This is a genomic window from Aeromonas sp. sif2433 (assembly GCF_019218705.1).
In the GTDB taxonomy this organism is placed as follows: domain Bacteria; phylum Pseudomonadota; class Gammaproteobacteria; order Enterobacterales; family Aeromonadaceae; genus Aeromonas; species Aeromonas encheleia.
Genome location: NZ_JAHUXD010000001.1, coordinates 397,230 through 423,202 on the forward strand (window position 1 = coordinate 397,230; position 25,973 = coordinate 423,202).

19 protein-coding genes are annotated in these 25,973 nt (G+C 60.2%); 10 read left to right on the plus strand and 9 right to left on the minus strand.

Going from position 1 to position 25,973, the window contains the following annotated elements:
- Positions 1–37: 37 nt before the first annotated feature.
- On the minus strand, positions 38–484 hold the full coding sequence (locus tag KW825_RS01670) for an isoprenylcysteine carboxylmethyltransferase family protein (protein ID WP_170175998.1): 447 nt from the start codon (positions 482–484) through the stop codon (positions 38–40).
- A gap of 174 nt (positions 485–658) precedes the next feature.
- On the opposite strand from KW825_RS01670, the gene alr reads away from it, so the two are divergent.
- Positions 659–1,885 (plus strand): alanine racemase, encoded by a 1,227-nt coding sequence (alr, locus tag KW825_RS01675; RefSeq protein WP_042654536.1) that lies wholly within the window; start codon positions 659–661, stop codon positions 1,883–1,885.
- A 189-nt stretch (positions 1,886–2,074) separates the two neighbouring features.
- On the opposite strand, the gene KW825_RS01680 is transcribed toward alr, so the two are convergent.
- The 7 genes from KW825_RS01680 to KW825_RS01710 form a co-directional block, all read right to left on the minus strand.
- A complete protein-coding gene (locus tag KW825_RS01680) occupies positions 2,075–3,019 on the minus strand; it encodes a TerC family protein (RefSeq protein ID WP_218328003.1) in 945 nt (314 codons plus the stop codon).
- 291 nt (positions 3,020–3,310) lie between these two features.
- Complete coding sequence (oppF, locus tag KW825_RS01685) at positions 3,311–4,306, minus strand: murein tripeptide/oligopeptide ABC transporter ATP binding protein OppF (RefSeq protein WP_218290368.1); 996 nt, start codon at positions 4,304–4,306, stop codon at positions 3,311–3,313.
- Positions 4,307–5,287, minus strand: coding sequence for an ABC transporter ATP-binding protein (locus tag KW825_RS01690; RefSeq protein ID WP_042654533.1), 981 nt, complete (start codon positions 5,285–5,287; stop codon positions 4,307–4,309). It abuts the gene before it with no gap.
- A 56-nt stretch (positions 5,288–5,343) separates the two neighbouring features.
- Complete coding sequence (oppC, locus tag KW825_RS01695) at positions 5,344–6,255, minus strand: oligopeptide ABC transporter permease OppC (RefSeq protein WP_042654532.1); 912 nt, start codon at positions 6,253–6,255, stop codon at positions 5,344–5,346.
- A gap of 14 nt (positions 6,256–6,269) precedes the next feature.
- Positions 6,270–7,190: an oligopeptide ABC transporter permease OppB gene (gene oppB / locus KW825_RS01700; RefSeq protein WP_042654531.1), complete on the minus strand. Its 921-nt coding sequence runs from the start codon at positions 7,188–7,190 to the stop codon at positions 6,270–6,272.
- Between the two features lie 96 nt (positions 7,191–7,286).
- Entirely contained in the window at positions 7,287–8,906 is a 1,620-nt protein-coding gene (locus KW825_RS01705) for an ABC transporter substrate-binding protein (RefSeq protein WP_218328004.1), read from the minus strand.
- Between the two features lie 281 nt (positions 8,907–9,187).
- Positions 9,188–9,823: a YchE family NAAT transporter gene (locus tag KW825_RS01710; protein ID WP_042654529.1), complete on the minus strand. Its 636-nt coding sequence runs from the start codon at positions 9,821–9,823 to the stop codon at positions 9,188–9,190.
- 941 nt (positions 9,824–10,764) lie between these two features.
- Here KW825_RS01710 and adhE point away from each other — a divergent pair.
- The 5 genes from adhE to KW825_RS01735 all read left to right on the plus strand — a co-directional run bounded on the left by adhE (position 10,765) and on the right by KW825_RS01735 (position 19,097).
- Positions 10,765–13,440, plus strand: a complete 2,676-nt coding sequence (gene adhE, locus KW825_RS01715; RefSeq protein ID WP_042654528.1) for a bifunctional acetaldehyde-CoA/alcohol dehydrogenase — start codon at positions 10,765–10,767, stop codon at positions 13,438–13,440.
- A 110-nt stretch (positions 13,441–13,550) separates the two neighbouring features.
- Complete coding sequence (locus tag KW825_RS01720; protein WP_218328005.1) at positions 13,551–14,786, plus strand: HD-GYP domain-containing protein; 1,236 nt, start codon at positions 13,551–13,553, stop codon at positions 14,784–14,786.
- A gap of 354 nt (positions 14,787–15,140) precedes the next feature.
- Complete coding sequence (locus tag KW825_RS01725) at positions 15,141–16,832, plus strand: sensor histidine kinase (protein WP_218328006.1); 1,692 nt, start codon at positions 15,141–15,143, stop codon at positions 16,830–16,832.
- Complete coding sequence (gene btsR, locus KW825_RS01730) at positions 16,829–17,533, plus strand: two-component system response regulator BtsR (RefSeq protein ID WP_218328007.1); 705 nt, start codon at positions 16,829–16,831, stop codon at positions 17,531–17,533. Before KW825_RS01725 ends, btsR begins: the two co-directional genes overlap by 4 nt.
- 142 nt (positions 17,534–17,675) lie before the next feature.
- Positions 17,676–19,097, plus strand: a complete 1,422-nt coding sequence (locus tag KW825_RS01735; protein WP_042654524.1) for a carbon starvation protein A — start codon at positions 17,676–17,678, stop codon at positions 19,095–19,097.
- Positions 19,098–19,164: 67 nt separating this feature from the next.
- On the opposite strand, the gene KW825_RS01740 is transcribed toward KW825_RS01735, so the two are convergent.
- Complete coding sequence (locus KW825_RS01740; protein WP_218328008.1) at positions 19,165–20,793, minus strand: mechanosensitive ion channel family protein; 1,629 nt, start codon at positions 20,791–20,793, stop codon at positions 19,165–19,167.
- A 244-nt stretch (positions 20,794–21,037) separates the two neighbouring features.
- Between KW825_RS01740 and KW825_RS01745 the strand changes: the two genes are divergently transcribed.
- The 4 genes from KW825_RS01745 (at position 21,038) to dacB (ending at position 25,967) form a co-directional block, all read left to right on the plus strand.
- A complete protein-coding gene (locus KW825_RS01745; RefSeq protein WP_126623294.1) occupies positions 21,038–21,382 on the plus strand; it encodes a DUF3302 domain-containing protein in 345 nt (114 codons plus the stop codon).
- Positions 21,383–21,392: 10 nt separating this feature from the next.
- Positions 21,393–22,430 (plus strand): HlyD family secretion protein, encoded by a 1,038-nt coding sequence (locus KW825_RS01750; protein WP_218328009.1) that lies wholly within the window; start codon positions 21,393–21,395, stop codon positions 22,428–22,430.
- 170 nt (positions 22,431–22,600) lie between these two features.
- Positions 22,601–24,361 carry a DEAD/DEAH box helicase gene (locus KW825_RS01755; protein WP_218328010.1) on the plus strand — a complete coding sequence of 587 codons (1,761 nt, stop codon included), beginning with the start codon at positions 22,601–22,603 and terminating at the stop codon, positions 24,359–24,361.
- 172 nt (positions 24,362–24,533) lie between these two features.
- On the plus strand, positions 24,534–25,967 hold the full coding sequence (gene dacB, locus KW825_RS01760; RefSeq protein WP_218328011.1) for a D-alanyl-D-alanine carboxypeptidase/D-alanyl-D-alanine-endopeptidase: 1,434 nt from the start codon (positions 24,534–24,536) through the stop codon (positions 25,965–25,967).
- The last annotated feature ends 6 nt before the right edge of the window (positions 25,968–25,973 follow it).

Sequence of the window (25,973 nt, forward strand, 5' to 3'; positions counted from 1 at the left end):
AAAGGCCCGCAGATGCGGGCCTTTTGCTGGGCGGTAATCAGCACCAACGCCGCACCCGCCGGCAGTACTGCACATAGGCGATGCCGAAGCGGGCACGCAGGGCGCGCTCCTCCGGCAGGATCTGAAAGCGGGTGAGCCAGCCCAGCAACAGCAGCGGACCCAGCCAACCCCAGAGGCCGCCGAGATAGCAGGCCAGTGCCATCAACCAGCAGAGCAGCCCCAGATACATGGGGTTGCGGCTGAGGTGATAGACCCCCTGGGTCACCAGCACCCGGCACTGTTGCAGGCGGATCGGATTGACCGTCGTGCGCTGCCGATGAAAGTTCAGCAGCGCCCCGCCCCCCAGCAGGGCGCCCGCGATCAGCAGGCCGCCAGCCAGGATGAGCGCCACCCCGCCCCCCCTCTCATCCCCCCGCCCCAGCCACATGGCAAGCGCGATCACGACAAACAATAACAAGGGTGGGATACGCAGCTCGAAACGCATATTTTCTTCCTGCAACATGTGCCACAAATGGCGCCATTACGATACACTCGCAGCGCCGGTAGCTGGGCAAAAAGTGACAAAGATCATCAGCATAGCAACATGCAGCCCCAGCGACACCGCGTCTCGCATCAACCGAGATCATCCTCAACACGAACAATAAGAAGGAATCACCTCATGCACAAGCAAACCCTGCTCGCGACCCTGATCTTCGGCCTGCTCGCCGGCCAGGCCGTCGCCGCCCCCTACCTGCCACTCGCCACCGATCTGCGCAACGGTCAGGAGCAGACCGCGACCAACGCCTGGCTGGAAGTGGACTTGGGTGCATTCGAACACAATATCCAGACCCTCAAGGATCGCCTCGGTGACAAGGGGCCGCAGATCTGCGCCATCATGAAGGCCGACGCCTACGGTCACGGCATCGATCTGCTGGTGCCCTCGGTGGTCAAGGCCAATATCCCCTGCATCGGCATCGCCAGCAATGAAGAGGCCCGCGTGGCCCGTGAGAAGGGCTTCGAAGGCCGACTGATGCGGGTGCGCGCCGCTACCCCGGCCGAGGTGGAGCAGGCGCTGCCCTACAAGCTGGAAGAGCTCATCGGCAGCCTGGAGAGCGCCAAGGGCATCTCCGACATCGCCCTGCGCCACAACACCCAGATCCCGGTCCATGTCGGCCTGAACTCCGCCGGCATGAGCCGCAACGGCATCGATCTGCGCCAGTCCGGTGCCAAGGACGAGGCCCTGGCCATGCTCAAGCTCAAGGGCATCACCCCGGTCGGCATCATGACCCACTTCCCGGTGGAGGAGAAAGAGGACGTCAAGCTGGGGCTGGCCCAGTTCAAGCTGGACAGCCAGTGGCTGCTCGAGGCGGGCAAGCTGGATCGCAGCAAGATCACCATCCACGCCGCCAACTCCTTCGCCACCCTGGAAGTGCCGGACGCCTACTTTGACATGGTGCGCCCGGGCGGCCTGCTCTACGGCGACTCCATCCCCTCCTACACCGAATACAAGCGGGTGATGGCGTTCAAGACCCAGGTTGCCTCGGTCAACCACTACCCGGCCGGCAACACCGTCGGTTATGACCGCACCTTCACCCTCAAGCGCGACTCCCTGCTCGCCAACCTGCCGCTCGGTTACTCCGACGGCTATCGCCGGGCGCTGAGCAACAAGGCCTATGTGCTGATCCAGGGCCAGAAGGTACCAGTGGTGGGCAAGACCTCCATGAACACCATCATGGTGGACGTGACCGATCTCAAAGGGGTGAAACCCGGTGACGAGGTGGTGCTGTTCGGCCGTCAGGGGGATGCCGAGGTGAAGCAGGCGGATCTGGAGGAGTACAACGGTGCCCTGCTGGCCGATATGTACACCATCTGGGGCTACACCAACCCCAAGAAGATCAAACGCTGATCGGCCATCTGATATGAAAAAAGGGCTCCCATGGGAGCCCCTTTTATTGGTTCTAGATGGCGCTGCGCTTAGGCAGTCTTTTTACGGGTCACCCAGAGGCTCAACCCCATCGAGCTCAGCAGGATCAGGGCCACGACGCCCAGGGCGATGTCACTCAGGGGGATCTTGAGCAGACCCCGCCGAGATTATTCACGCCGCCTTTTTACGGGTCACCCAGAGGCTCAATCCCATAGAAGTCAGCAGGATCAGCGCCACCACGCCCAGCGCTATGCCGGTGGGGATCTTGAACACCTCCAGCAGCAGCATCTTGACCCCGATGAACATCAGGATCAGCGCCAGCCCGTATTTGAGCAGGGCGAAGCGCTCGGCCACCCCTGCCAGCAGGAAGTACATGGCACGCAGACCCATGATGGCGAAGATGTTGGAGGTCAGCACGATGAAGGGATCCGTGGTCACCGCGAAGATGGCCGGGATGCTGTCCACCGCGAAGATGAGATCGCTCACCTCCACCAGCACCAGGATCAGCAGCAGCGGTGTGGCATAGCGCACCCCGTCACGCCAGACGAAGAAGTTCTCCCCTTCCAGGCTTTCGGTCACCTTGAAGCGGCGGCGCATCCAGCCCAGCAGCGGGTTGTTGCCAAGATCCGGCTCCTTGTCGGCGGCCCACAGCATCTTGACCCCGGTCAGCAGCAGGAAGGCGCCGAACAGGTAGAGGATCCAGTGGAACTGCTCGATGAGCCAGCTGCCGGCGAACACCATGCCGGCCCGCATGACGATGGCACCCAGCACCCCGTACAGCAGCACCCGGCGCTGCAGCTCGGCCGGGATGGCAAAGTAGCCGAACAGCATCAGCCAGACGAAGACGTTGTCCACCGCCAGCGCCTTCTCGATGAGGTAGCCGGTGAGGAACTCCAGCCCCTTCTGGTTGGCTATTTCACGGCCTGCGCTGTGATCCAGCCAGAACCAGATGGCCAGGTTGAACAGCAGCGCCACGCTGATCCAGACCAGGGACCAGATGCCCGCCTCCTTGAGCGACACCTTGTGCGCCTTGCCACCGCCGACAAAGCGGATGTCAATCCATAACAGGGCCAGCACTATGCTGAAGAAACCGGCCCACATCCACCATTCACCCATTTTCACTTCTCCCAGAAACGACAAAACCCACGACCGAGAGGCGTGGGTTTGCGTTTGGAGCAGATACACCTTGCCTCTCGGCAAGGTCTCACTTACAGCAAAAATATTGCTGCCCGGCTGCCGGGTGCACTGCAGGAAATGGGTGCACCGTAATGACGACAAACCGGCGAGAAGTTACTCCCCTTGTGCGGCGGATAGTATCAGCCTCGAAAGATAACGCCAAGAGGCATCTTATCCGCCACGGCAAAAAATCGGGGCGCCACCTGGGCGCCCCGCATACTCATCTCAGGCTCAGAGTGGATCCACCTTGAGACAGGAGACCGCGTGGTCAAAGTTCCCTTCCAGCATGGGCCTGGTCTTGGCACACTCGGGGCCGGCCACCGGGCAGCGGGTGCGGAACACGCAGCCGGACGGCGGGTTCATGGGAGACGGCAGATCCCCCTCCAGGATCTGGATGACCTTGCTGCGCTCCAGGTCCGGATCCGGAATGGGCACCGCCGACATCAGCGCCTTGGTGTAAGGGTGCAAGGGGTTGGCGAAGATCTCCTGGCGAGTGCCAAGCTCCACCGCGTTGCCCAGATACATCACCAGCACCCGATCCGAGATGTGCTTCACCACCGACAGATCGTGGGCGATGAAGATGAGCGACAGCCCCATCTCCTTTTGCAGGGACTTGAGCAGGTTGACCACCTGGGCCTGGATGGAGACATCCAGCGCCGACACCGGCTCGTCACAGATGATCATCTTGGGCTCCAGGATCAGCGCCCGGGCGATGCCGATGCGCTGGCACTGACCGCCGGAAAACTCGTGAGGATAGCGGTTCACCAGGTTGGGCAGCAGCCCCACCTTGGTCATCATGGTGCGCACCTTCCCCTTCACCTCATCCCGAGACAGCTTGGGATAGAAGGTGATGAGCGGCTCGGCGATGATGTCGCCTATGGTCATGCGCGGGTTGAGGGAGGCCAGCGGGTCCTGGAAGATCATCTGGATCTCCTTGCGCTTCTCCCGCAGCGCCCCCTGATCGAGCTGGGTCAGATCCTGGCCCAGCCACACCACCTTGCCGTCGGTGGCAGGCACCAGGCCGATCAGCGCCCGTGCGAAGGTGGACTTGCCACAGCCGGACTCGCCGACCACCCCCAGGGTCTCCCCCTCGTACAGGCGCAGGGTCACCCCGTCCACCGCCTTCAAGGCGGAGGGTTTGGCCCAGGGCCAGGCCTTGTCACTCTTGATGCTGAAGTGGACCTTGAGGTCGGACACTTCCAGCAGCAGTTTCTTGTCAGTACCCATTTAGTTTGCCCCCTTGATCATGGCATCCGATACCCAATGGCAGGCCCGTGTCCGTCCGTCGCCGAAGGGGGTCAGGATCGGGGATTGCTGGCCACAGATCTCGTGAGCCCGGTGGCAGCGCTCCTGGAAGGGGCAGCCGACGGGCAGACGCAGCAGGTTGGGCGGATTGCCCGGGATGGTGGGCAGCACTTCCCCCTCGGTGTCGAGACGGGGAATGGCGCGCAGCAAGCCCTCGGTGTAGGGATGACTCGGGCGATAGAAGATGTCGTTGACCCTGCCGTACTCCATGGTGCGGCCGGCATACATCACCAGCACCTTGTCACAGATGCCGGCGACGACGCCCAAGTCGTGGGTGATCATGACGATGGAGGTGTTGAACTCGCGCTTGAGCTCGTTCATCAGGGTCATGATCTGGGCCTGTACCGTCACGTCCAGCGCCGTGGTCGGCTCATCGGCTATGAGCAGCTGCGGGCGACACAAGAGTGCCATGGCGATCATCACCCGCTGGCGCATGCCACCGGAGAATTCGTGGGGGTACATGTTCATCCGCTTGCGCGACTCGGGGATCTTCACCGCATCGAGCATGCGTACCGACTCCTCGAACGCCGCCGCCTTGCTCGCCCCCTTGTGCAGCATCAGCACTTCCATCAGCTGATCCTTCACCTTCATGTAGGGATTCAAGGAGGTCATGGGGTCCTGGAAGATCATGGCGATCTTCTCGGAGCGGATCTTGTTGAGCTTGGATTCCGGCAGATTCAGGATCTCCTCGCCCTGAAACTTGGCCGACCCGGTGATGATGCCATTCTTGGCGAGCAGCCCCATGATGGCAAAGGCCGTCTGGGACTTGCCGGAGCCGGACTCGCCGACGATCCCCAGGGTCTCGCCAGCCGCCAGGGAGAAGTTGAGGTCGTTGACCGCCACCACATTGCCGTCCGGGGTCTTGAACTCGACCCGCAGATCTTTTACATCCAGTAATTTCATATAAACACTCCTTATCGATCTTTCGTGACGCTTTCCTGCCGATCCTTCAGACGCTATTAGCGGTCCTTGGGATCGAGGGCGTCACGCAGACCATCCCCGAGGAAGTTGAAGCAAAACAGGGTCACCACCATGAAACCGGCGGGGAACAAGAGTTGCCAGATGGCCACTTCCATCGACTTGGAGCCTTCATCCAGCAGGGCACCCCAGCTGGTCATGGGTTCCTGCACGCCGAGCCCAAGGAAGCTCAGGAAGGATTCGAACATGATCATGCCCGGCACCAGCAAGGTGGCGTAGACGGCCACGATGCCGAGCACGTTCGGCACTATGTGACGGGTGATGATCTTCCACTTGGAGACGCCACAGACGTGGGCCGCCTCGATAAATTCCTTGCTCTTGAGGCTCAGGGTCTGGCCTCGCACGATCCGCGCCATGTCCAGCCAGCTCACCGCGCCGATGGCGAGGAAGATGAGGGCCAGGTTGCGACCGAAGAAGGTCACCAGCATGATCACGAAGAACATGAAGGGGAAGGCGTTGAGGATCTCCAGTACCCGCATCATCAGGCTGTCGACCCGTCCGCCGATGAAGCCGGAGGCCGCGCCATACAGGGTGCCGATGACCACGGCCACCATGGCGCCCATGATGCCGACCATCAGCGAGATGCGGCCGCCGAGCAAGGTGCGCACGAACAGATCGCGGCCCAGGCTGTCGGTGCCGAAGTAGTGACCCGCCTCCATGTCAGGGGCCGATTGCATGGCACCCCAGTCCGGATCGTCGAAGGTATATTGGGACAGATGGGGCCCGACTATCACCGCCAGACCGATGATGGTCAGGATGATGAGGCTGGTGAGAGCCGCCTTGTTACGCAGGAAACGGCGACGGGCATCCTTCCACAGGGAACGCCCTTCCACCACTTCCACTTTCTGGGCGAACGCCTCGATGGCTTCGCGCTTCTCAGTTGTGACAACCATGATGTACTCCCGACTTAGTAACGGATCTTGGGATCGATGACGGCATAGAGGATATCGACCACGGCGTTAAAGGTAATGGTGAGGGCGCCGACCAGAATGGTCAGACCGAGCACCATGGAGTAATCACGGTTGAGCGCACCGTTGACGAACAGCTGACCGATGCCCGGCAGGCCGAAGATGGTCTCGATGACCACGGAGCCGGTGATGATGCCGACGAAGGCCGGGCCCAGGTAGGAGACCACCGGCAGCATGGCCGGCCGCAGCGCATGGCGCAGTATGATGTGACGCAGCGGCAGGCCCTTGGCGCGGGCGGTGCGGATGAAGTTGGAGTTCATGGTCTCTATCATGCTGCCGCGCATGATGCGCGAGATGGCGGAGATGTAGTACATCATCATGCCAAACACCGGCAGCACCATGAACTGCACCCCTCCTCCCTGCCAGCCCCCGGCGGGGAACCAGCCAAGGTAGATGCTGAAGAAGAGCACCAGCAAGGGCGCCAGCACGAAGCCCGGGATCACCACCCCGGCCATGGCCGACGACATCAGCAGATAGTCGATGATGGTGTTCTGTTTGAGCGCCGCTATGGTGCCGAAGATGGCCCCCAGCATCACCGCCAGCACGAAGGCCGCCGAGCCAATCTTGGCTGAGACCGGCAGCGCCTGGCTGACCAGATCGTTGACGCTGAAGTCCTTGTACTTGAAGGAGGGGCCCAGATCGCCTTGCAGCAGGTTGCCCAGATAGGTGAGGTATTGCACGCCGATGGGCTTGTCCAGGCCGTATTTGGCCTCGATGTTGGCCAAGACTTCCGGCGGTAGGGCGCGTTCGCTGGTAAAGGGGTTGCCAGGAGCGAAGCGCATCATGAAGAAGGAGACGGTGATCAGGACCAGCAGGGTCGGGATCGCTTCCAGTAGACGTTTAAAAATGAATTTCAACATAGACATTTCCTGTCCTGTACTGCTTCCAAAGGGTCGCGGTTGTAATAAAGGCCCGCCGTCTGGCGGGCCTGCTTGTTATGCGACTTGTTGCTTTACTCAGTGAGCAATGATGTACATGTCTTTGCTGTAGAGGTTATCCAGCGGGTTGGCCGGGTAGCCGCCCACATAAGGCTTGACCATACGGGAGGTCACATACTGGTAGATGGGTGCGATCGGCATGTCCTTGGCCAGGATATCTTCGGCCTGGACATAGAGCTTGTTGCGTGACTCTGCATCTACCTGATTGCGCGACTCGGCCATCATCTTGTCGAAGGCAGCATTGGAGTACTTGCCGTCGTTGTTGCCGTGGGTGGTCTGCATCAGATCCAGCATGGAAGAGGCTTCGTTGTAGTCGGCGATCCAGCCACGACGAGCCACATCAAACTGACCCTGCTTGAGCGTTTCCAGGTAGGTCTTCCACTCCTGGTTCACCAGGCTCACCTGCACGCCCAGCTTCTTCCACATGGAGGCGACGGCCACGGCCACCTTCTTGTGGTTGTCGTCGGTGTTGTAGAGCAGTTCAAACTTGAGTGGATTGTTCGGGCCGTAACCGGCCTCGGTCAGCAGCGCTTTGGCCTTGGCATCACGCTCGGCCTGGCTCAGCTTGGACCAGGCCGGTGCCACCGGCTTGAAGCCGTCCACAAAGTCCGGCACCAGGGCATAGCCCGGGGTCTCGCCCTTGCCCATCACCTTGTCGGCGATCACGTTGCGATCGATGGCATAGGTGAGCGCGGTACGCACCCGCACGTCGTCATAGGGTTTGCGCTTGGTGTTGAAGGTGTAGTAGTAGGTACCCACGTAGCCACTGACCTGCACCTCACTCGGGTGCTCCTTCTTCATCTGCTTGAAGCGCTCGATCGGCATGTTGTAGGTCAGATCGAGTTCACCGGCCAGATAGCGGTTCAGCTCGGCGTTGGTGGACTGGATCGGCAGGTAGGTGACCTTGTCGACCACTGTCTTGGCGTTGTTCCAGTAGTTGGGGTTGCGCTCGACATCGACGCGCTCGTTGACGACCCAATCCTTCAGCTTGTAGGCACCGTTGGAGACCATGTTGGCCGGCTGGGTCCACTTGTCACCAAACTTCTCGATCACCGCTTTCGGTACCGGGTAAGTGGTGGTGTGGGATAGCATGCTGACGAAATAGGGGATCGCTTTTTCCAGCTGCACTTCGAAGGTGTAGTCGTCTGTGGCCTTCACTCCCAGGGTATCGGCAGGCTTCTTGCCAGCGATGATGGCACTGGCGTTGACGATGGTCGGAAGCTCCATGTACCAGGCATAGGGAGAGCCAGTCTTGGGGTTGACTGCACGCTGGAAGGCAAAGACGAAATCATGGGCGGTCACCGGCTCGCCATTGGACCACTTGGCATCTTTGCGCAGGTGGAACACGAAGTGCTTGTTGTCCTTGGTTTCCCAGGACTCGGCGACGCCGGGCAGGGTCTCACCCTTGGGGCCTGAGCTGACGAGACCCTCGAACAGGTCACGCAGAATATTGGATTCGACCGTTCCTTCGGTCTTGTGCGGATCCAGGGTGGCGGGTTCTGAACCGTTACCTTTCACCAGAGACTGCTCGGGGGCGAGCTTGGTGCCAGCGGGGACATCTGCGGCCTGAGCCAGGCTGGCCCCACCGAATAGCGCAGCCAATAAAAGGGTATTTATCATTGTTTTTTTATGAGTCATTTCCATTTACTCCAACAAGAACATTCCATGCATTTGCCATAAGTGCGAGCCTGAGGTCGCAATCAGCATAATTCCCTGTCATTTCTGATAATGCAACATATATCATCAGAGCTGGTGCTAAGCCTTGGTCAAATAAACAGCTTTTAAGCCATTCCCTAGCATTTAAACAGGCTGGTTTGGTGCTTTTATATACAGCCCCGCCCGATTCTAGGAAATGGCTAACAAAAAAGAAACAATAAAAAGCCGGTCACTGGGACCGGCTCCGACAAAACAGACCTGAATCACATCAATCCGGGGAAGACGCCCTTGACGCCAGCCACCATGATCTCGATGCCAAGAGACATCATGATGAGCCCCATGATCCGGGTCACCACGTTGATGCCGGTGTTCCCCATCAGTTTGAACAACAAGGGGGCGGCACGGAAGATGAGCCAGGAGCAGTACGCAAAGGCCATGGCCACCACGAACATGCCCAGCAATTGGGGCCAGGTTTTCTGGCTGGCATAGACAATAGAAGAGGAGATAGCCCCGGGCCCCGCCATCAGCGGCAGCGCCAGCGGCACCACGGCGATGGATTCCCGCGCGGCCAGTTCGCCCTTCTCCTGCTTGTTATGCTTCACCTCGCCCAGCTTGCCTTGCAGCATGGACCAGGCGATTAGAGTGATCAGCGAACCACCGGCGATGCGAAATGACGCCAATGAGATGCCGAAACTATCCAGGATCAGCTGCCCCATGCACATGGAGACCATCAGGATCACCACCACCGCAATATGGGCCGTGGTATTGGTCTTCATCCGCTCTTCCGGCTGCATGTGGCCCGTCAGGCTGACAAAGACCGGCAACAACCCAAGCGGGTTGATGATCGCAAACAGACCAACGAAAAATTTCAGATACAAAGAGACGTCAATTGCTGCCATAGGCGCCATCCAGAATCAAACGGGGCCACATGGGCCATCCCAACAAAAACTGTGCGTAAATTTACACCATGCTCATGACCTTCACCAATCAAATAATCTCACCCTTTCCGTGGCTTTTCAGTTAGTTCCTCTAATGAATCGACATAATTCAACATATCGAGTTGTTAATGCCAGCCTGGTGAAATTAACATTTTGGCAAAATTCATTAGCGCTTTATCTGACCACCTTGTCTTGTCACGATATTTTGCATCGCAAAAAGAGACATTTTCATTGATTGATATGGAGCCAAGTTGCAATGAAACCGGATGCGCAGCCCCTTGGCGCGGCGGCTCTCCGACTCGCGTTGCCAACTGATTATCGACGATCTCTGTCCTAACATTTTGGCCCAGAGTCAGGATCAGGGTCGAACGGAAATCACACTATCGCATGTCAACCCGTGCCGGCATCTTCTGCTGTGACCGCCGAGGGCCAGCAAGCGGCCCTTTGGGTGTACTGATGGATGAAAAAAACACGCTTTTTTGCCGCAAACAACGGTAACAAGGTAAGGGGCTACCGCGAGATGATCGCCTTCGAATCCAGCGCGCCCCTGACCCACTCGGGCCGAAGGCGCTCGAGATCCCTTGGCGCATCTTCACTAACCATTTGAAAAATTAAACATATCCCTTAATTAATGCAGGGATTATCGCCGCCAGACCCCGCCCTGCTTGCAGATCGCCTCAACCGATCTACATATATGAAACAAAATTTCTTTTGTTCTTTTGTTACATATGATCCAGATCAAGTTTTTCTGCAGCGACCCCGCTCTATAATCGACTCAGAAAGCAATTTAGTAAGGCATGTAAATACCCCGTTGTGGTGATTCTATCCTTGACAGGAAGGCTATAATTGCCGGGCATTGCCAAGGTCTTACTAAACAGTTTTCAAATCATCAGGAGATAAACATGGCAGTAACCAATTTGGCTGAACTGGATGCACTGGTTGCCCGCGTCAAAGAAGCACAGCGTGAATTCGCCAGCTTCTCGCAAGAGCAGGTAGACAAGGTTTTCCGTGCCGCCGCCCTGGCCGCCAGCAACGCCCGTATCCCCTTGGCCCAAATGGCCGTGGCAGAGTCCGGTATGGGTATCATCGAAGACAAGGTTATCAAGAACCACTTCGCCTCCGAATACATCTATAACGCTTACAAAGACGAGAAGACCTGCGGCATCCTGAGCCAGGATGACGAGATGGGCACCATGATCATCGCCGAGCCGGTAGGTATCATCTGCGGTATCGTTCCGACCACCAACCCGACCGCTACCGCGATCTTCAAAGCCCTTATCTCCCTGAAGACTCGTAACGCCATCATCTTCTCCCCGCACCCCCGCGCCAAGAACTCCACCAATACCGCTGCCAAGCTGGTACTGGATGCAGCCATCTCCGCCGGTGCACCGAAAGACATCATCGGCTGGATCGATCAACCCTCTGTTGAGCTGTCCAACGCGCTGATGAAGCACAACGACATCAACCTGATCCTGGCCACCGGTGGCCCGGGCATGGTGAAAGCCGCTTACTCCTCAGGCAAGCCTGCTATCGGTGTAGGTGCGGGTAACGTGCCGATCGTCATCGACGAAACCGCCGATGTGAAGCGTGCCGTCGCCTCCATCCTGATGTCCAAGACCTTCGACAACGGTGTGGTCTGTGCGTCCGAGCAAGCGGTCATCGTGGTTGACTCCATCTACAACCAGGTGAAAGAGCGTTTCTCCAGCCACGATGGCTACATCCTGTCCAAAGATGAAGCTGACAAGGTACGTAAGGTGCTGCTGATTAACGGCGCGCTGAACGCCGACATCGTGGGCCAGCCGGCCACCAAGATCGCGGCAATGGCTGGCGTGACTGTGCCTGCCACCACCAAGATCCTGATCGGTGAAGGTCTGGAACTCTGCGCTGAAGATGAGTTCGCTCACGAGAAGCTCTCCCCGACGCTGGGTATGTTCCGTGCCAAAAACTTCGAAGACGCTGTTGATATGGCCTGTGACATGGTCAACATCGGTGGTATCGGCCACACCTCCGGCCTGTACACCGACCAGGATCGCAACGCCGACCGCATCAGATACTTCGGCGACAAGATGAAGACCGCCCGTATCCTGATCAACACCCCCTCCACCCAGGGCGGTATCGGTGACCTGTACAACTTCGCTCTTGCTCCTTCCCTGACCCTGGGTTGCGGCTCCTGGAGTGGTAACTCCATCTCCGAGAACGTCGGTCCCAAGCACCTGATCAACAAGAAGACAGTCGCAAAACGGGCAGAAAATATGCTGTGGCACAAACTTCCGAAATCCATCTATTTCCGTCGTGGCTCCCTGCCGATCGCCCTCGGTGATCTGGAAGGCAAGAAGCGTGCAATGGTGGTCACCGACCGCTTCCTGTTCAACAACGGCTATGCCGACGACGTGGTTCGTCTGCTCAAGAAGCTGAACATGGAAGTGGAAGTATTCTACGAAGTAGAAGCCGACCCGACCCTGTCCATCGTCCGCAAGGGCGCCGAGATGGCCAACTCCTTCAAGCCGGACGTTATCCTGGCGCTGGGTGGTGGCTCACCGATGGATGCGGCCAAGATCATGTGGGTCATGTACGAGCACCCGGACACCGCGTTCGAAGATCTGGCCATGCGCTTCATGGATATCCGCAAGCGTATCTACAAGTTCCCGAAAATGGGCGTGAAGGCCGAACTGGTCTGTATCACCACCACTTCCGGTACCGGCTCTGAAGTCACCCCGTTTGCGGTAGTCACCGACGACGCCACCGGCATGAAGTACCCGCTGGCCGACTACGAGCTGACCCCGAACATGGCCATCGTCGATGCCAACCTGGTCATGAACATGCCCAAGTCCCTGTGCGCCTTCGGTGGTGTGGATGCGGTCACTCACGCCATGGAAGCCTACGTTTCCGTACTGGCTAACGAATACTCCGATGGCCAGGCACTGCAAGCGCTGAAGCTGCTGAAAGAGTATCTGCCGTCCAGCTACCAGAACGGTGCCAACGATCCGGTTGCTCGCGAGAAGGTGCACAATGCTGCGACCATCGCCGGTATCGCATTCGCCAACGCCTTCCTGGGTGTCTGTCACTCCATGGCGCACAAGCTGGGTGCTGAATTCCACATTCCGCACGGCTTGGCTAACGCCCTGCTGATCAGCAACGTCATCCGCTACAACGCGAACGACAACCCGACCAAGCAGACCGCGTTCTCCCAGTACGATCGTCCGCAGGCTCGTCGTCGTTACGCCGAAATCGCCGACCACCTGGGTCTGACTGCGGCCAGTGACCGTACCGCTGCCAAGATCGAGAAGCTGCTGGCCTGGCTGGACGAGCTGAAAGCGACCCTGGGCATCCCGGCCTCCATCCGTGAAGCCGGTGTGAACGAAGCCGACTTCCTGGCCAAGGTTGACCAGCTGGCCCTGGAAGCCTTCGATGACCAGTGCACCGGTGCCAACCCGCGCTACCCGCTGATCACCGAGCTGAAAGCCATTCTGATGGACACCTACTACGGCCGTCCCTTCACCGAGGAAGCTCAGGTAGCGACCAAGGTGGAAGCCAAGGTAGAGACCAAGGTTGAAAGCAAGAAAAAATCCAAGGCCTGATAACTGGCCTTGTGATAGAGAGCCCGCGCACCTGCGCGGGCTTTTTTATTTGTCTATCTGTTTAATTTTGCTAGCTTGTTGGTAGGCAAACACGAAACAAGAGCTAGCCAATGGCGCTGATCCAAGCCTCCATCGAGCAGTTAAGAATCGGCCACTACATCCATCTCCCCACGGGATGGACCAGTCACCCTTTCATGTTCAATGCCTTCAAGATCCGCGATCAGCAGCAGCTCGACATCATCCGCCACCTCGAACTCACCCTGCTGATGGTGGATCCCACGCGAAGTGATCTCCCGGTCGAGCCCCTCTTGCACGGTGATGCGATCCCCGTGATCACTCAGCCCCTTCCCCTCGACGAGCCCTTCCTCCCCGAACCAGCCATGTTCGACGAGAAGGCCTTTCGCCGCTCCCTGCGCGCCGCCGACAAGGCATTCGGCCAATCCCTGTCCGAGCTGCGCGATGCGCTTGGCGCCCTCAACCTCAAGCCGGACGAGGGGCTGGCCCACACGGCGCAGATAGTGCGCGATGCCGCCGCCCGCATGGCCGCCCACGAGGGGCCGCTGGGCTTGCACCTGATCCGCAGCCAGCACACGGATATCCTGCTGCAGCACAGCCTGAGCGTGGCCTTCATCGCCATGCTGATGGCCCGCGAGCTGGGCATGAGCCCCGTCGAGATGGAAGAGGTGGGGCTGGCCGGGCTAGTCCACGACATTGGCGAGCTCAGGATCCCGAGCCAGATCACCCAGAAGCGGGGGGAGCTCAGCCGCGCCGAGCTGAATTTTCTCAACATGCACCCCCAGTACGGGCTGGAGATGCTCAACCATCTGCAGGCATTTGAGCCCAGGATCCGCCAGGTCGCCCATCTGCACCACGAGCGACTCGACGGCAGCGGCTTCCCGCTCGGCAGCAAGGGGGCAGAGATCCCTCCCCTCGCCCGCCTCATCGGCCTGGTGGATTACTACGATGAGCTGCTGCACCCGCGCAGCAGCGCCACCCCGGCGGCGCCGAGTCAGGCCATAGCCCAGCTCTACAAGCAGTCCCAGAAGAAGTTCGATCAGGATCTGGTCAAATTGCTGATCAAGGTGCTGGGGGTCTATCCACCCGGCTCCCTGGTTCGCCTCGACGACGGCTTGGTGGCACTGGTGCTCTCCACCGAGCCCAGCATGCCGCTCAGACCCAAGGTGCTGCCCTACTGCAAGGCGCAGCGCCCGGAAGGGGTACCGATGATCGATCTGCGGGAGGACGGGAGAGCCATCACCGCCTGCATCAGGCAGGAGGAGCTGGACGAGGGGCAACGGCTGTTTTTCAACCTGACCCGGCGCTTCTGTTACTATTTCGCCTTCTGAGTTATCCCCAGAAGCTGGGGATAACTCATTGGACAAACCTGAATAATTGCCCAATCCCCCTCAAAATGGTCCGCTATTGAACCTGAATAAAAAACGCCCAGCCAGAAGGCTGGGCGGAGCATGCTACCTCCGTGTAGCGTATCCAGCGGATACATTCATGCTCTCTTCAGCAATACCAAGCCTGTATCGATTACACAAATATCAATTTAACATGCTGATTTTATATGGTTTTACTCCAGCATTCTGGCAAACTGCTCGCCGCGATACACCCATTGCCCGAGACGGAACAGGATCCGGATCACAAAACGCCGCGCCGGGGCCACTGCGCGGCATGGTTTTAAAGGAACGTTTTTTATGCAGTTAGTCCTCTCCCTGCTGCAGCAGATGAGCGTCAGCCTGGTCATCGCCTACCTCTTTTCCAAGAGTCCGCTGCTGCGCCCCCTGGCCAACTACTCGGTCAGACTCCCCCACAAAGTCTTGATATACGTTATTTTTTCCTGCTTCTGCATCCTCGGCACCTATGTCGGGCTGGACATAGATGACGCCATCGCCAACACCCGCGCCGTCGGTGCCGTGCTGGGCGGGCTGCTGGGGGGTCCGCTGGTGGGCTTTCTGGTGGGACTGACCGGTGGCCTGCACCGCTATACCCTCGGCGGATTTACCGATCTCGCCTGCGCCATCTCCACCACCTGCGAGGGCTTGCTGGGTGGCCTGGTGCACTGGCGACTGATGCGGACCAACCGGGTGGATGCCCTGTTCAAACCCCGGATCGCCTTCTTCACCACCCTCTACGCCGAGATCTTGCAGATGGTCATCATACTGCTGGTCGCCACGCCCTTTGAGCAGGCCCTGCAGCTGGTGCGCACCATCGCCACCCCCATGATCCTGGCCAACTCCTGCGGGGCGGCGCTCTTCATCAGCATGATCCGCGACCAGCAACGGATGTACGAGAAGTTCTCCCGGGTCTTCTCCGCCAAGGCGCTCACCATCGCCAACCGCACCGTCGGCATCATGACCCAGGGCTTCACCGTCGAGGCGAGCAACAAAATCGCCCGCATCGTGCAGGAAGAGACCGGGGTCGGCGCCGTCGCCATCACGGACACTGACAAGATCCTGGCCTTCATCGGCACCGGCGAGGATCACCACAAGCCGGGCACCCCCATCACCTCGGCCATCACCCTGCAGGCCATAGCCCGGAACAAGGTGCTGTTCGCCGACGGCAACCGCCAGCCCTATCGCTGCAGCATCTCCCCCCAGTGCCAGCTCGGCTCGGTGCTGGTGATCCCGCTGCAAGGGGACAAGGGGGTGATAGGCACCATCAAGCTCTACGAGCCCAAGAAGCGATTGTTCCTCAAGATCAACCACACCCTGGGGGAAGGGATCGCCAACCTGTTGTCCCAGCAGCTGCTGAGCGGCCGGCTGGAGCAGCAACAGCGGTTGCTGGTGCAGTCCGAGCTCAAACTCATCCAGGCCCAGATCAACCCCCACTTCCTGTTCAACACCCTCAACACCATCAGCGCCATCACCCGGCGCGACCCCGAGCGGGCACGCCAGCTGCTGCTGCATCTGTCCCGCTTCTTTCGCAAGAACCTCAAGCGCCAGAGCGACATGGCCACCCTGCAGGAGGAGCAGGAGCACTGCCAATCCTACCTGGAGATCGAGCAGGCCCGCTTTGGTGAGCGATTGACAGTGCAAAACGAGATCCCGCCGCGGCTGGGCCAGCTGCAGTTGCCGAGCTTCACCCTGCAGCCCCTCATCGAGAATGCCATCAAGCACGGCATCTCCACCCTGCTGGAGCATGGCCGCATCCGCCTCTACGCGGAGGAGACCCCCGAGCAGGTCAGGCTCTGCGTCGAGGACAACGCCGGTGCCTGGCAGGGAGATCTGACGGGGGACGGGCTCGGCATGAACATAGTGGACCGCCGCCTCAAGAGTGCCTTCGGCGATCGCTTCGGCCTCAGCGTCCAGTGCGAGCCGGAGCAATGGACCCGGGTCTCCTTCAGCATCCCCAAGGCGCCCCGGCCCCCTTCCAAGGAGATAACATGATCCGCATCCTGATCGTCGATGACGAGCCCTATGCCCGCGAAGAGTTGGCCGAGCTGCTCGGCACTGACCCCGATATCGAGATCCTCGGCGCGGCCGCCAACGCCCTTGAGGCGCTGCCGCTCATCCAGCGACTCAAGCCGGACGTGGTGTTTCTCGACATCCAGATGCCCAAGCTCAGCGGCATGGAGCTGGTAGCCATGCTCGATCCCCTGCCCCGCATCGTGTTCGTCACGGCGTTTGATGACTATGCCATCCAGGCCTTCGAGGAAAACGCCTTCGACTACCTGCTCAAGCCGGTCGAGCCCATCCGGCTGGCCAAGACGCTGGCGCGCCTCAAGCAGGATCTCACCCCGCAGTCCATCACCTCGCTGGCGCCCGCCATTCGCCACATTCCCGGCTACCTGCACAACCGGGTGCGGCTGCTGCCCATAGAGCAGGTGGAGTACGTCTTCTCGGATCTCGGCGGGGTGCACGTCGCCTGCCAGGGGGAGCTGTTTCACACCCAACTCACGCTCAAGTCGCTGGAGGAGAAGACCCCGCTGCTGCGCTGCCACCGCCAATATCTGGTGGCCCCACACGCTATCTTCGAGATCCAGTTGCTGGAGAATCAGCTGGCCCAGATCGTCACCCAAAGCGGGGCCAGGGTGCCGGTCAGCCGCCGCTACCTCAAGGAGCTGAAGGATGAGTTAGGCCTGGAGTGAGATGACCTGAGTGTGCGCCGGCTCACAGTCGGCAACCGCTCGGGTCGCCATGTCGCCGCTCACCACCTTTACCTGCCGTTAACAGAAGAGCCCACTTAGACTGACCGCGCACACCATAAAATAACAATGCTGGAGCGTAACAATGATCTGGTTCTTCCTCTGCGTCGGCCTGCTAGTGGCTGGCTATTTCTTCTATGGCAAGTTCATCGAGCGGATATTTGGCCCGCAACCCGAGCTCGCCACCCCCGCCATCACCATGGCCGACGGCGTGGACTATGTGCCCATGTCGGACAAGAAGGTCTACCTGGTTCAACTGCTCAACATCGCCGGGGTCGGCCCCATCTTCGGCCCCATCCTGGGTGCCCTGTACGGCCCGGTCGCCATGCTCTGGATCGTCTTTGGCTGCATCTTCGCCGGCGCGGTACACGACTACTTCTCCGGCATGCTGTCGGTGCGCGCCAAGGGTGCCTCGGTACCGACAGTGGTCGGTGAGCACCTGGGCACCACCGCCAAGCACTTCATGAACCTGTTTGCCGTGGTGCTGCTGATGCTGGTGGGCGTGGTGTTCGTGCTGAGCCCGGCGGGCCTGCTGGCGAACCTCACCTCCACCGATCTGGTCTACTGGATAGTGGCGATCTTTGCCTACTACATCCTCGCCACCATAGTCCCCATCGACAAGATCATCGGTCGCTTCTACCCCATCTTCGGCGCCCTGCTGGTGTTTATGTCGGTCGGTCTCATCATCGGCCTCATCGTCTCCGGCAAAGGCTTCTACAACACCGGGATGGACTTCTCCAACCTGCACCCGACCGAGCTGCCGCTGTGGCCGCTGCTGTTTATCACCATCGCCTGTGGCGCCGTCTCCGGCTTCCATGCCACCCAGTCCCCGCTGATGGCGCGCTGCATGCAGAACGAGAAGTCCGGTCGCTTCATCTTCTACGGCGCCATGATAGGTGAAGGGATCATCGCCCTCATCTGGTGCACCCTGGGTCTCTCCTTCTACGACAGCACCGAAGCGCTCAACGCCACCCTGGCGAGCGGCGGCCCGGCGGCCGTGGTGCACGAAGTCTCCACCAGCCTGCTCGGCACGGTCGGCGGCATCCTGGCCATCCTCGGCGTGGTGATCCTGCCCATCACCTCAGGTGACACCGCGTTTCGCAGTGCCCGCCTCATAGTGGCGGACTTCCTGAAGCTGACCCAGAAGCCCATGGCCAAGCGACTGCTGATCGCCGTCCCCATGTTCATCCTCGGCTTCATCATCTCCAAGGCGGAGTTCGGGGTGATCTGGCGCTACTTCGGCTGGGCCAACCAGACCACCGCCGTCATCATGCTGTGGGCCGCCGCCGCCTACCTCATCAAGGAAGGCAAGCTGCACTGGGTCTGCACCATCCCCGCCATGTTCATGACCGCCGTGGTGTTTACCTATCTGGCCAACGCGCCCATCGGCTTTGGTCTGGCGATGGACATCTCCACCATCATCGGCCTGGTGTGTACCGCCGTCATCACCCTGGCCTTCCTGATCAGGTTCAGGCCATCCCGGCTGAGTGCGGTGAAGGAGAACTAACCCGCGTATCGCACCCAAATAAGAAGGCCCGGCATCGCTGCCGGGCCTTCTCGTTTTCCCTCTGCATTCACCCCTGTCTGGCCGCCGGACGCGCCTCTGCGGGGGCCTCGGCCGGGGCCTGATACCAGTGCTCTCTGGCCACCAGCACCGCCTGCTCCGGCTGGGCGATGAAGTTGGGGGACATGATCTGCACCCCGAACTCATTGAACACATCCTGGATGTGGCCATGCAGCTCCGTCTTGGCCACCGCGGGCAACAAGCCGTTCTTCATGCGCACCTGCAGCTCGTACTCCACATACCAGTCCTGCAGGTTGAGCTGGCGCACCAGCGGTGGTTCGGCCTGATTGAGCTGCTGGCAGCGCCGCGCCGCCAGCTCCAGCATGGCGTGCACCTGGCGCCAGGGGGTGTCGTAGCCGATGGTCACCTTGGTCAGCAGGGCGACCCCCTTGTCCCCCGCCAGCCGCGTGAGATTGGTCACCCTGCCGCCGACCACCACGGCATTGGGCAGGGTTACCTCGTGATCCTGACGCGTCACCAGCTTGGTCGAGAGGGCGTTGAGCTCGGTCACCATCCCCTCCACCTCGCCGATCTGCACCAGATCACCGGGCCGCAGGGCGCGGGAGTAGATGAGCACCAAGCCGCTCATGGCATGGTTCATGATCCCGGCCGAGCCCAGGGTCACCATCAGCCCGAAGAAGACGCTGATCCCCTTGAAGGCGTCGGAGTTGGCGCCGGGCAGGTAGGGATAGGCCACCGTCAGGGCGAACAGCCAGATCACCACCGAGAGCAGCCGCCGGGTGGCGCCTATAGTCTCGGCGTGCAGGCCCTGCACCCGGAACTGGCCGCGCTCGATGCGATCGAACACTATGGCCAGCATCCGGATGAAGAAGCGGGTGATGACGATGATCAGCAGCACCGTTACCAGCCCCGGCATGGCCGCGATCATACCCTCCAGCATGTCGCCGCACAGGGTGAACAGGGAGTCTCCCAGCCGCTCGCTCCAGGCCCGCGTTTGCGGAAAGAGCCCCAGCACATAGGTGAGCCAGCCATAGGTGAGCGCGAAGATCAGCAGCAGCGTCAGCAGACTCAGCAGGCGAGCCTCGACATTGCCCGCCACCTGGCGCCACTGATGGGGGATCAACCCCCTCTGCAACAGCAGGCGGTTGGCGAGCCACTTCTTGACCAGCCGCAGCCCCTTTTGCAGCAGCCAGACCAGGCCAAAGAAGAGGGCACTGGCCAGCAGGGTCTTGCCGACGGCCTTGAGCAGATAGGGGGCTGAATGCAGCTCAAGATACTTGATGCGGACCTCATCCAGGCGCAGCCGGACCCGCTCGGCCGCCTGATCCAGCGTCAACTCATCGAATTCGTCCAGATCGCCGGCCAGCAGCACCAGAATGCGCTTGCCGTTCACCATGAACTCCCGGCTATCCTGGCCGACCCGAGTCCCCTTGGCCAGGGTGACGGGCGAGTTCAAGTCGCCGGGCGCCATGGCCTGGAGCCGCTCATGGACCAGCCGCACCCTGGCCGCCCCATCCAGGCTGCCATACTTGGTCTGCAACATGACGATGGGCTCATGGAGCAGGATCAGGGTCTGTGACCGCTCCTGCTCGGTGGGCGCCATCCTGGGCTCTGCCGCCCAGCCGATCCTTGCCGACAACAGGCTGACCAGCAGCAGCCCTCCCCATAACAGACTCATCCAGCATGGTCTTTTCATCGCTAACTCATCTCCTTGAGCTGTGACATCCGAATCCCTTCTCCCCTTTGATTTTACAGAAAGAAATTCATCGTGCGCGGTTTATGACCAGCCAATGAACCGAGGCTGTACCGGAATGTCAACACTCTGATTGCAGTCTTGCGCTGACGTAATATGCTGTCATCATGCACCAGAAACTATGGGTGCAAGTCAGTGTGTGACCTTGCAGCCTCGATTGGAGACATTAATGATACCTGATTACATACTTACCTACGTTGCCCTCGGGATATTGGTGTTTGTCGTTCTGGTCATGTTCTACGGTGTAATCGTTATTCACGATATCCCGTATGAAATTGCCAAACACCGCAATCATCCCCATCAGGATGCGATTCATGTGGCGGGCTGGGTTAGCCTGTTTACCCTGCATGTGCTCTGGCCCTTCCTCTGGATCTGGGCCACGATTTATCGCCCCGATCGGGGTTGGGGTTTCAATCAGCGTCTGGAAAAAGACGAGAATGAGATCTCCACGCTCAAGCAAGAACTTGCCGCATTGCAAGCCCGTATGGCAACGCTCGAACAGACCGAAAAGTAGGTAATATTTCATGGACTTGCTACTCATTCTTACCTATACAGCCATCTGTGTAGGGATTTTCAAGATCTTCAAGATCCCGCTCAACAAGTGGACAGTGCCGACGGCCGTGCTCGGTGGCGTCTTCATCATAGGGGCGCTCATCGTACTGATGAACTACAACCATCCCTATTCTGAAATGTCGCGCAACTACTACGTCTCCACCCCCATAGTGCCTCTGGTGAAAGGCCGCGTCAGCGAAGTTGATGTCAAGCCCAACCAGAAAGTCAAAAAGGGAGATGTGCTGTTTCGCATCGAGTCAGAACCCTTCGAGCAAAAGGTCGCCAGCCTGACGGCGCGGCTCGACTCCAATCAGGATTTCCTCAAGGCACTCGGTGCCAGACTCCGTTCAGCCAGCCTGGATCGCGATCGTGCCCTGGAACTGGTACGCCGCGGCATCGGCAAGCAGCGTGACCTCGACGTCACCCAGGCCAACGTGGACGACATCGTCGCCCAGCTGGATCAGCAAAAAGCGACCATCAATGATCTGCAGGCACAGCTCAACGAGGCCAAGTACGCGCTGGAGCAGACCGTGGTCTACGCCCCGAGCAATGGTCACGTCGTCCAGCTGGCGCTGCGCCCCGGCATGATAGCGACCCCCTACATGTATCGCCCTGTGATGACCTTCATCCACGAGGACGATACCTCTTATGTCGGCTGGTTCTGGCAAAACAGCATGCAGCGACTGGCTGTCGGCGATGAAGCCGAGGTGGTGATCGACGGTATCCCAGGCAAGATCTTCAAGGGTGAGGTACAAGCCGTGATCCCCGCGATCGCCTCGGGTAACGTGCAGGCCAACATAGGTTTGCTGGATCAGACCTCAGCCCAGGTGCCGGGCCGTCTGCCTGTCCTCATCAAGATCACCGACCCCGAGTGGTCCAAGTATCAGGTGATCGCGGGCTCGAGTGGCCAGGCCGCCATCTACACCGATTATTTCGAACATGTGGCCATCATGCGTAAGATTCTGCTGCGCATGGGTAGCTGGCTCAACTACCTGTTCCCCTTCCACTAAGCAAGATTGCACTCTCTCGGCGGGCCAGAATCATTCTGGCCCGCTTCCTTTGGCGGCGAGACGCCCGTCACCACCTTGCCCCATATCACTTCTGCCCTCTCACGCCTGCCCGCTGCATTTTGGCGGCAAGATCCCTATAATGGCGCCACCTCGCACCGACCAGTCTCCTCATGTTCGTTCTCAGACCCTATCAGACAGACGCGGTCAACGCCGTCATCAAGCACTTTCGTCAACGTCCGGATCCCGCCGTGGTGGTATTGCCAACCGGCGCCGGCAAGAGCCTGGTGATCGCCGAGCTGGCCCGCAAGGCCCGTGGCCGGGTGCTGGTGCTGGCCCACGTCAAGGAGCTGGTGGAGCAGAACCACGCCAAGTACGAGGCCTGGGATCTGCGTGCCGACATCTTCGCCGCCGGGCTGGATCGCAAGCAGGCCAGCGCCCAGGTGGTGTTCGGCTCGGTGCAGTCGGTGGCCCGCAACCTGGCTGCCTTCGATGGCGCCTTTTCGTTGCTCATCATCGACGAGTGCCACCGGGTCTCGCTCGATGATGACAGCCAGTACCATCAGGTGATCGGCCATCTCAGAGCCACCAACCCGGCCCTCAAGATCCTCGGCCTCACCGCCACCCCCTACCGGTTGGGGCTGGGCTGGATCTACCGGCGCCACTATCACGGCATGGTGAAGAGCCACGGCGAGCGGCTGTTTGGCGACTGCGTGTTCGAGCTGCCGCTGCGCTACATGGTGAAGAATGGCTACCTGACCCCGCCCCGGCTGGTCGATGCCCCCATAGTCCACTACGACTTCAGCAAGCTGGTGCCACGGGAGAACGGCCTGTTCAGCGAGGCGGATCTCAATGGCGAGCTCAAACGCCAGCAGCGGGTCACCCCTCATATCCTGAGCCAGGTGCTGGAATACGCCGCCGATCGGCAGGGGGTGATGATCTTCGCCGCCACCGTCGAGCACGCCCGCGAAATCCAGGGCCTGCTGATGGCAAAAGAACAATCTGCGGCCCTCATCACCGGCGAGACCCCGGGCCCGGAGCGGGATGCCCTCATCCACGCCTTCAAGGCGCGGGAGATCAAGTTTCTGGTCAACGTGGCGGTGCTCACCACCGGCTTCGATGCCCCCCATGTCGATCTCATCGTGATGCTGCGCCCCACCGAATCGGTGTCGCTCTATCAGCAGATCGTCGGCCGGGGCTTGCGCCTGTCGCCGGGCAAGGCCGATTGCCTGGTGCTCGACTACGCCGGCAACAACTTCAACCTGTTCGCCCCCGAAGTGGGGGAGCCCAGGCCCCATGCCGGCACCGAGCCGGTGCAGGTGCCCTGCCCCGCCTGCGGCTTTGCCAACACCTTCTGGGGCAAGACCGACGAGGATGGCAAGGTGATCGAACACTACGGCCGCCGCTGTCAGGGGCTGTTCGAGGATGACGAGGGCAACCGGGAGGAGTGTGACTACCGCTTTCGCGCCAAGATTTGTCCCGCCTGCGGCGCGGAGAACGACATCGCCGCCCGCCGTTGCCAGAGCTGCGATCAGTTGCTGGTGGATCCGGACGACAAGCTCAAGGAGGCGCTCAATCTCAAGGATTGCATGGTGATCCGCTGCGCCGGCCTCACCCTGGCTGCGGGTCGTGGCAAACAGGGGGAGCGGCTGGAGGTCACCTACCACGATGAGGACGGGCTGACCTTGACCGAATACTTCGGCTTTCACTCCCCGGCAGCACGGCGCTTGTTTCAACAGCACTTTGTGCGTCATCATTGGCCCGCCCCGGGCCTGGAGCCCGAATTCACCACCCTGGACAGCGTGCTGGCGGCCGACACCCAGTTTCGTCATCCGGATTTTGTCATCGCGCGCAAGTCCGGGCGCTTCTGGCAGGTGAAAGAGAAAATTTTTGATTATCAGGGTCGATACCGTACCGCAGACACCCTGAGTTAGTGCCCGCTTCTTGCTGGCAGCTGAGAGAGCGAGTCATTGACTACCAGGGCCGATGTCGTACCGCAGACACCCTTAGTGAGTGCCTGCTCCTGGCGAGCGGGTGAGAGAGTAAATGGTTGGTTATCAGGGTTGGCATCGCACTGCCGACCCCTTCGTCAAGTTAGAGGATCTTATGCAGCGGCTGTTGATTGGTTTTTGTGCTCTGTTTTCCATGGTGGCCCACGCCACCCCGCTGACCCCGCCCAAGGGGGGCCAGTACGCCATCATAGTGCAAGGCAACGGCGGGGTTGAATTCGCCCGTCACGCCGACGACATGATAGCGCCCGCCTCCACCATGAAGGTGCTCACCGCCCTGGCCGCCCGCCTCGAACTCGGCGCCGACTTCCGCTTCGCCACCGACGTGCAGGCCCAGCCCGGCGCCAAGCAGGGGAACGTCATCAATGGCGATATCTGGATCAACTTCGTCGGCGATCCCACCCTGTCACGGATGGATCTGGTGGCCCTGTTCAAGCAGCTCGGAGTCACCCGCATCCAGGGCAATGTCTACGTCAACACCGGCGCCTACAACGGCTACGAGCGCGGCAACGGCTGGTCCTGGGGGGATCAGACCCTCTGCTTCGCGGCGCCTGTCTCCTCCGTCATCATCGACAAGAACTGCGCCTACGGCACCATCACCGCCACCCAGATTGGCAAGCCGGCCATCGGCAACGTGGCCACCGGCGTGCCCATCGGCATAGGAGCCGACAACGTGGAGGTGATGAGCTATGGCGACATGGCGCGCCAGTTCTGCGCCCTGGAAGTGGACATGGCCAAGGGCAACTTCTATGAGCTCAAGGGCTGCATCAGCCCGAACAAGGAGCCGCAGGGCCTGCGCTTTGCCATCCACGACGTGGAAGCCTGGGGCTGGGACAACATCCGCTGGGCCATGAACCGCGCCGGGATCAGCCACGACGGCCTGCTGCGCGTCACCCACAAGGCACCGGTCGGTGCCGAGACCCTGGCCACCCACTACTCCGTCTCCCTGCCCGTCATGCTGAGCAAGATGCTGAAGAGGTCGGACAACCTCTATGCCGACACCTTCCTGAAGACGGTGGGTCGCCACTATTACAACAAGCCGGGCAGCTACCGCAGCGGCACCATGGCGGTGCGCGCCATCCTGACCAAGAACGGCATCGATCTCGGCAACGCCACCCTGGCCGACGGCTCGGGCCTCTCCGCCCACAACCTCATCAGCGCGCGCCAGATGCTGTCGGTGCTGAACTTCATCCAGAAGAATGATGCCCAGCTCGACTTCATCAAATTGCTGCCCAGCGCACAGGTCGACGGTACCCTGGCCTGGCGCCGCAGCGTCACCGCCCCCATGATGAAGAACAAGGTGCATGCCAAGACCGGCACCATCACCGGCACCTCCAACCTGGCCGGTTTCATCGACACGGCGAGCGGTCAGCGCAAGGCCTTCGTCATGTTCCAGCGCGGTCTGTCCCAGGATCCGGCCACCCACGAACGCTACCGTGCCAGCAAGGCACCCTGGCCCTGGACCGGATTTGAGAAAGGAGTGCTGGAGAGCATCTACCAGCAGCAACCCATCCAGATTGCCGAGCAATAAATCGGG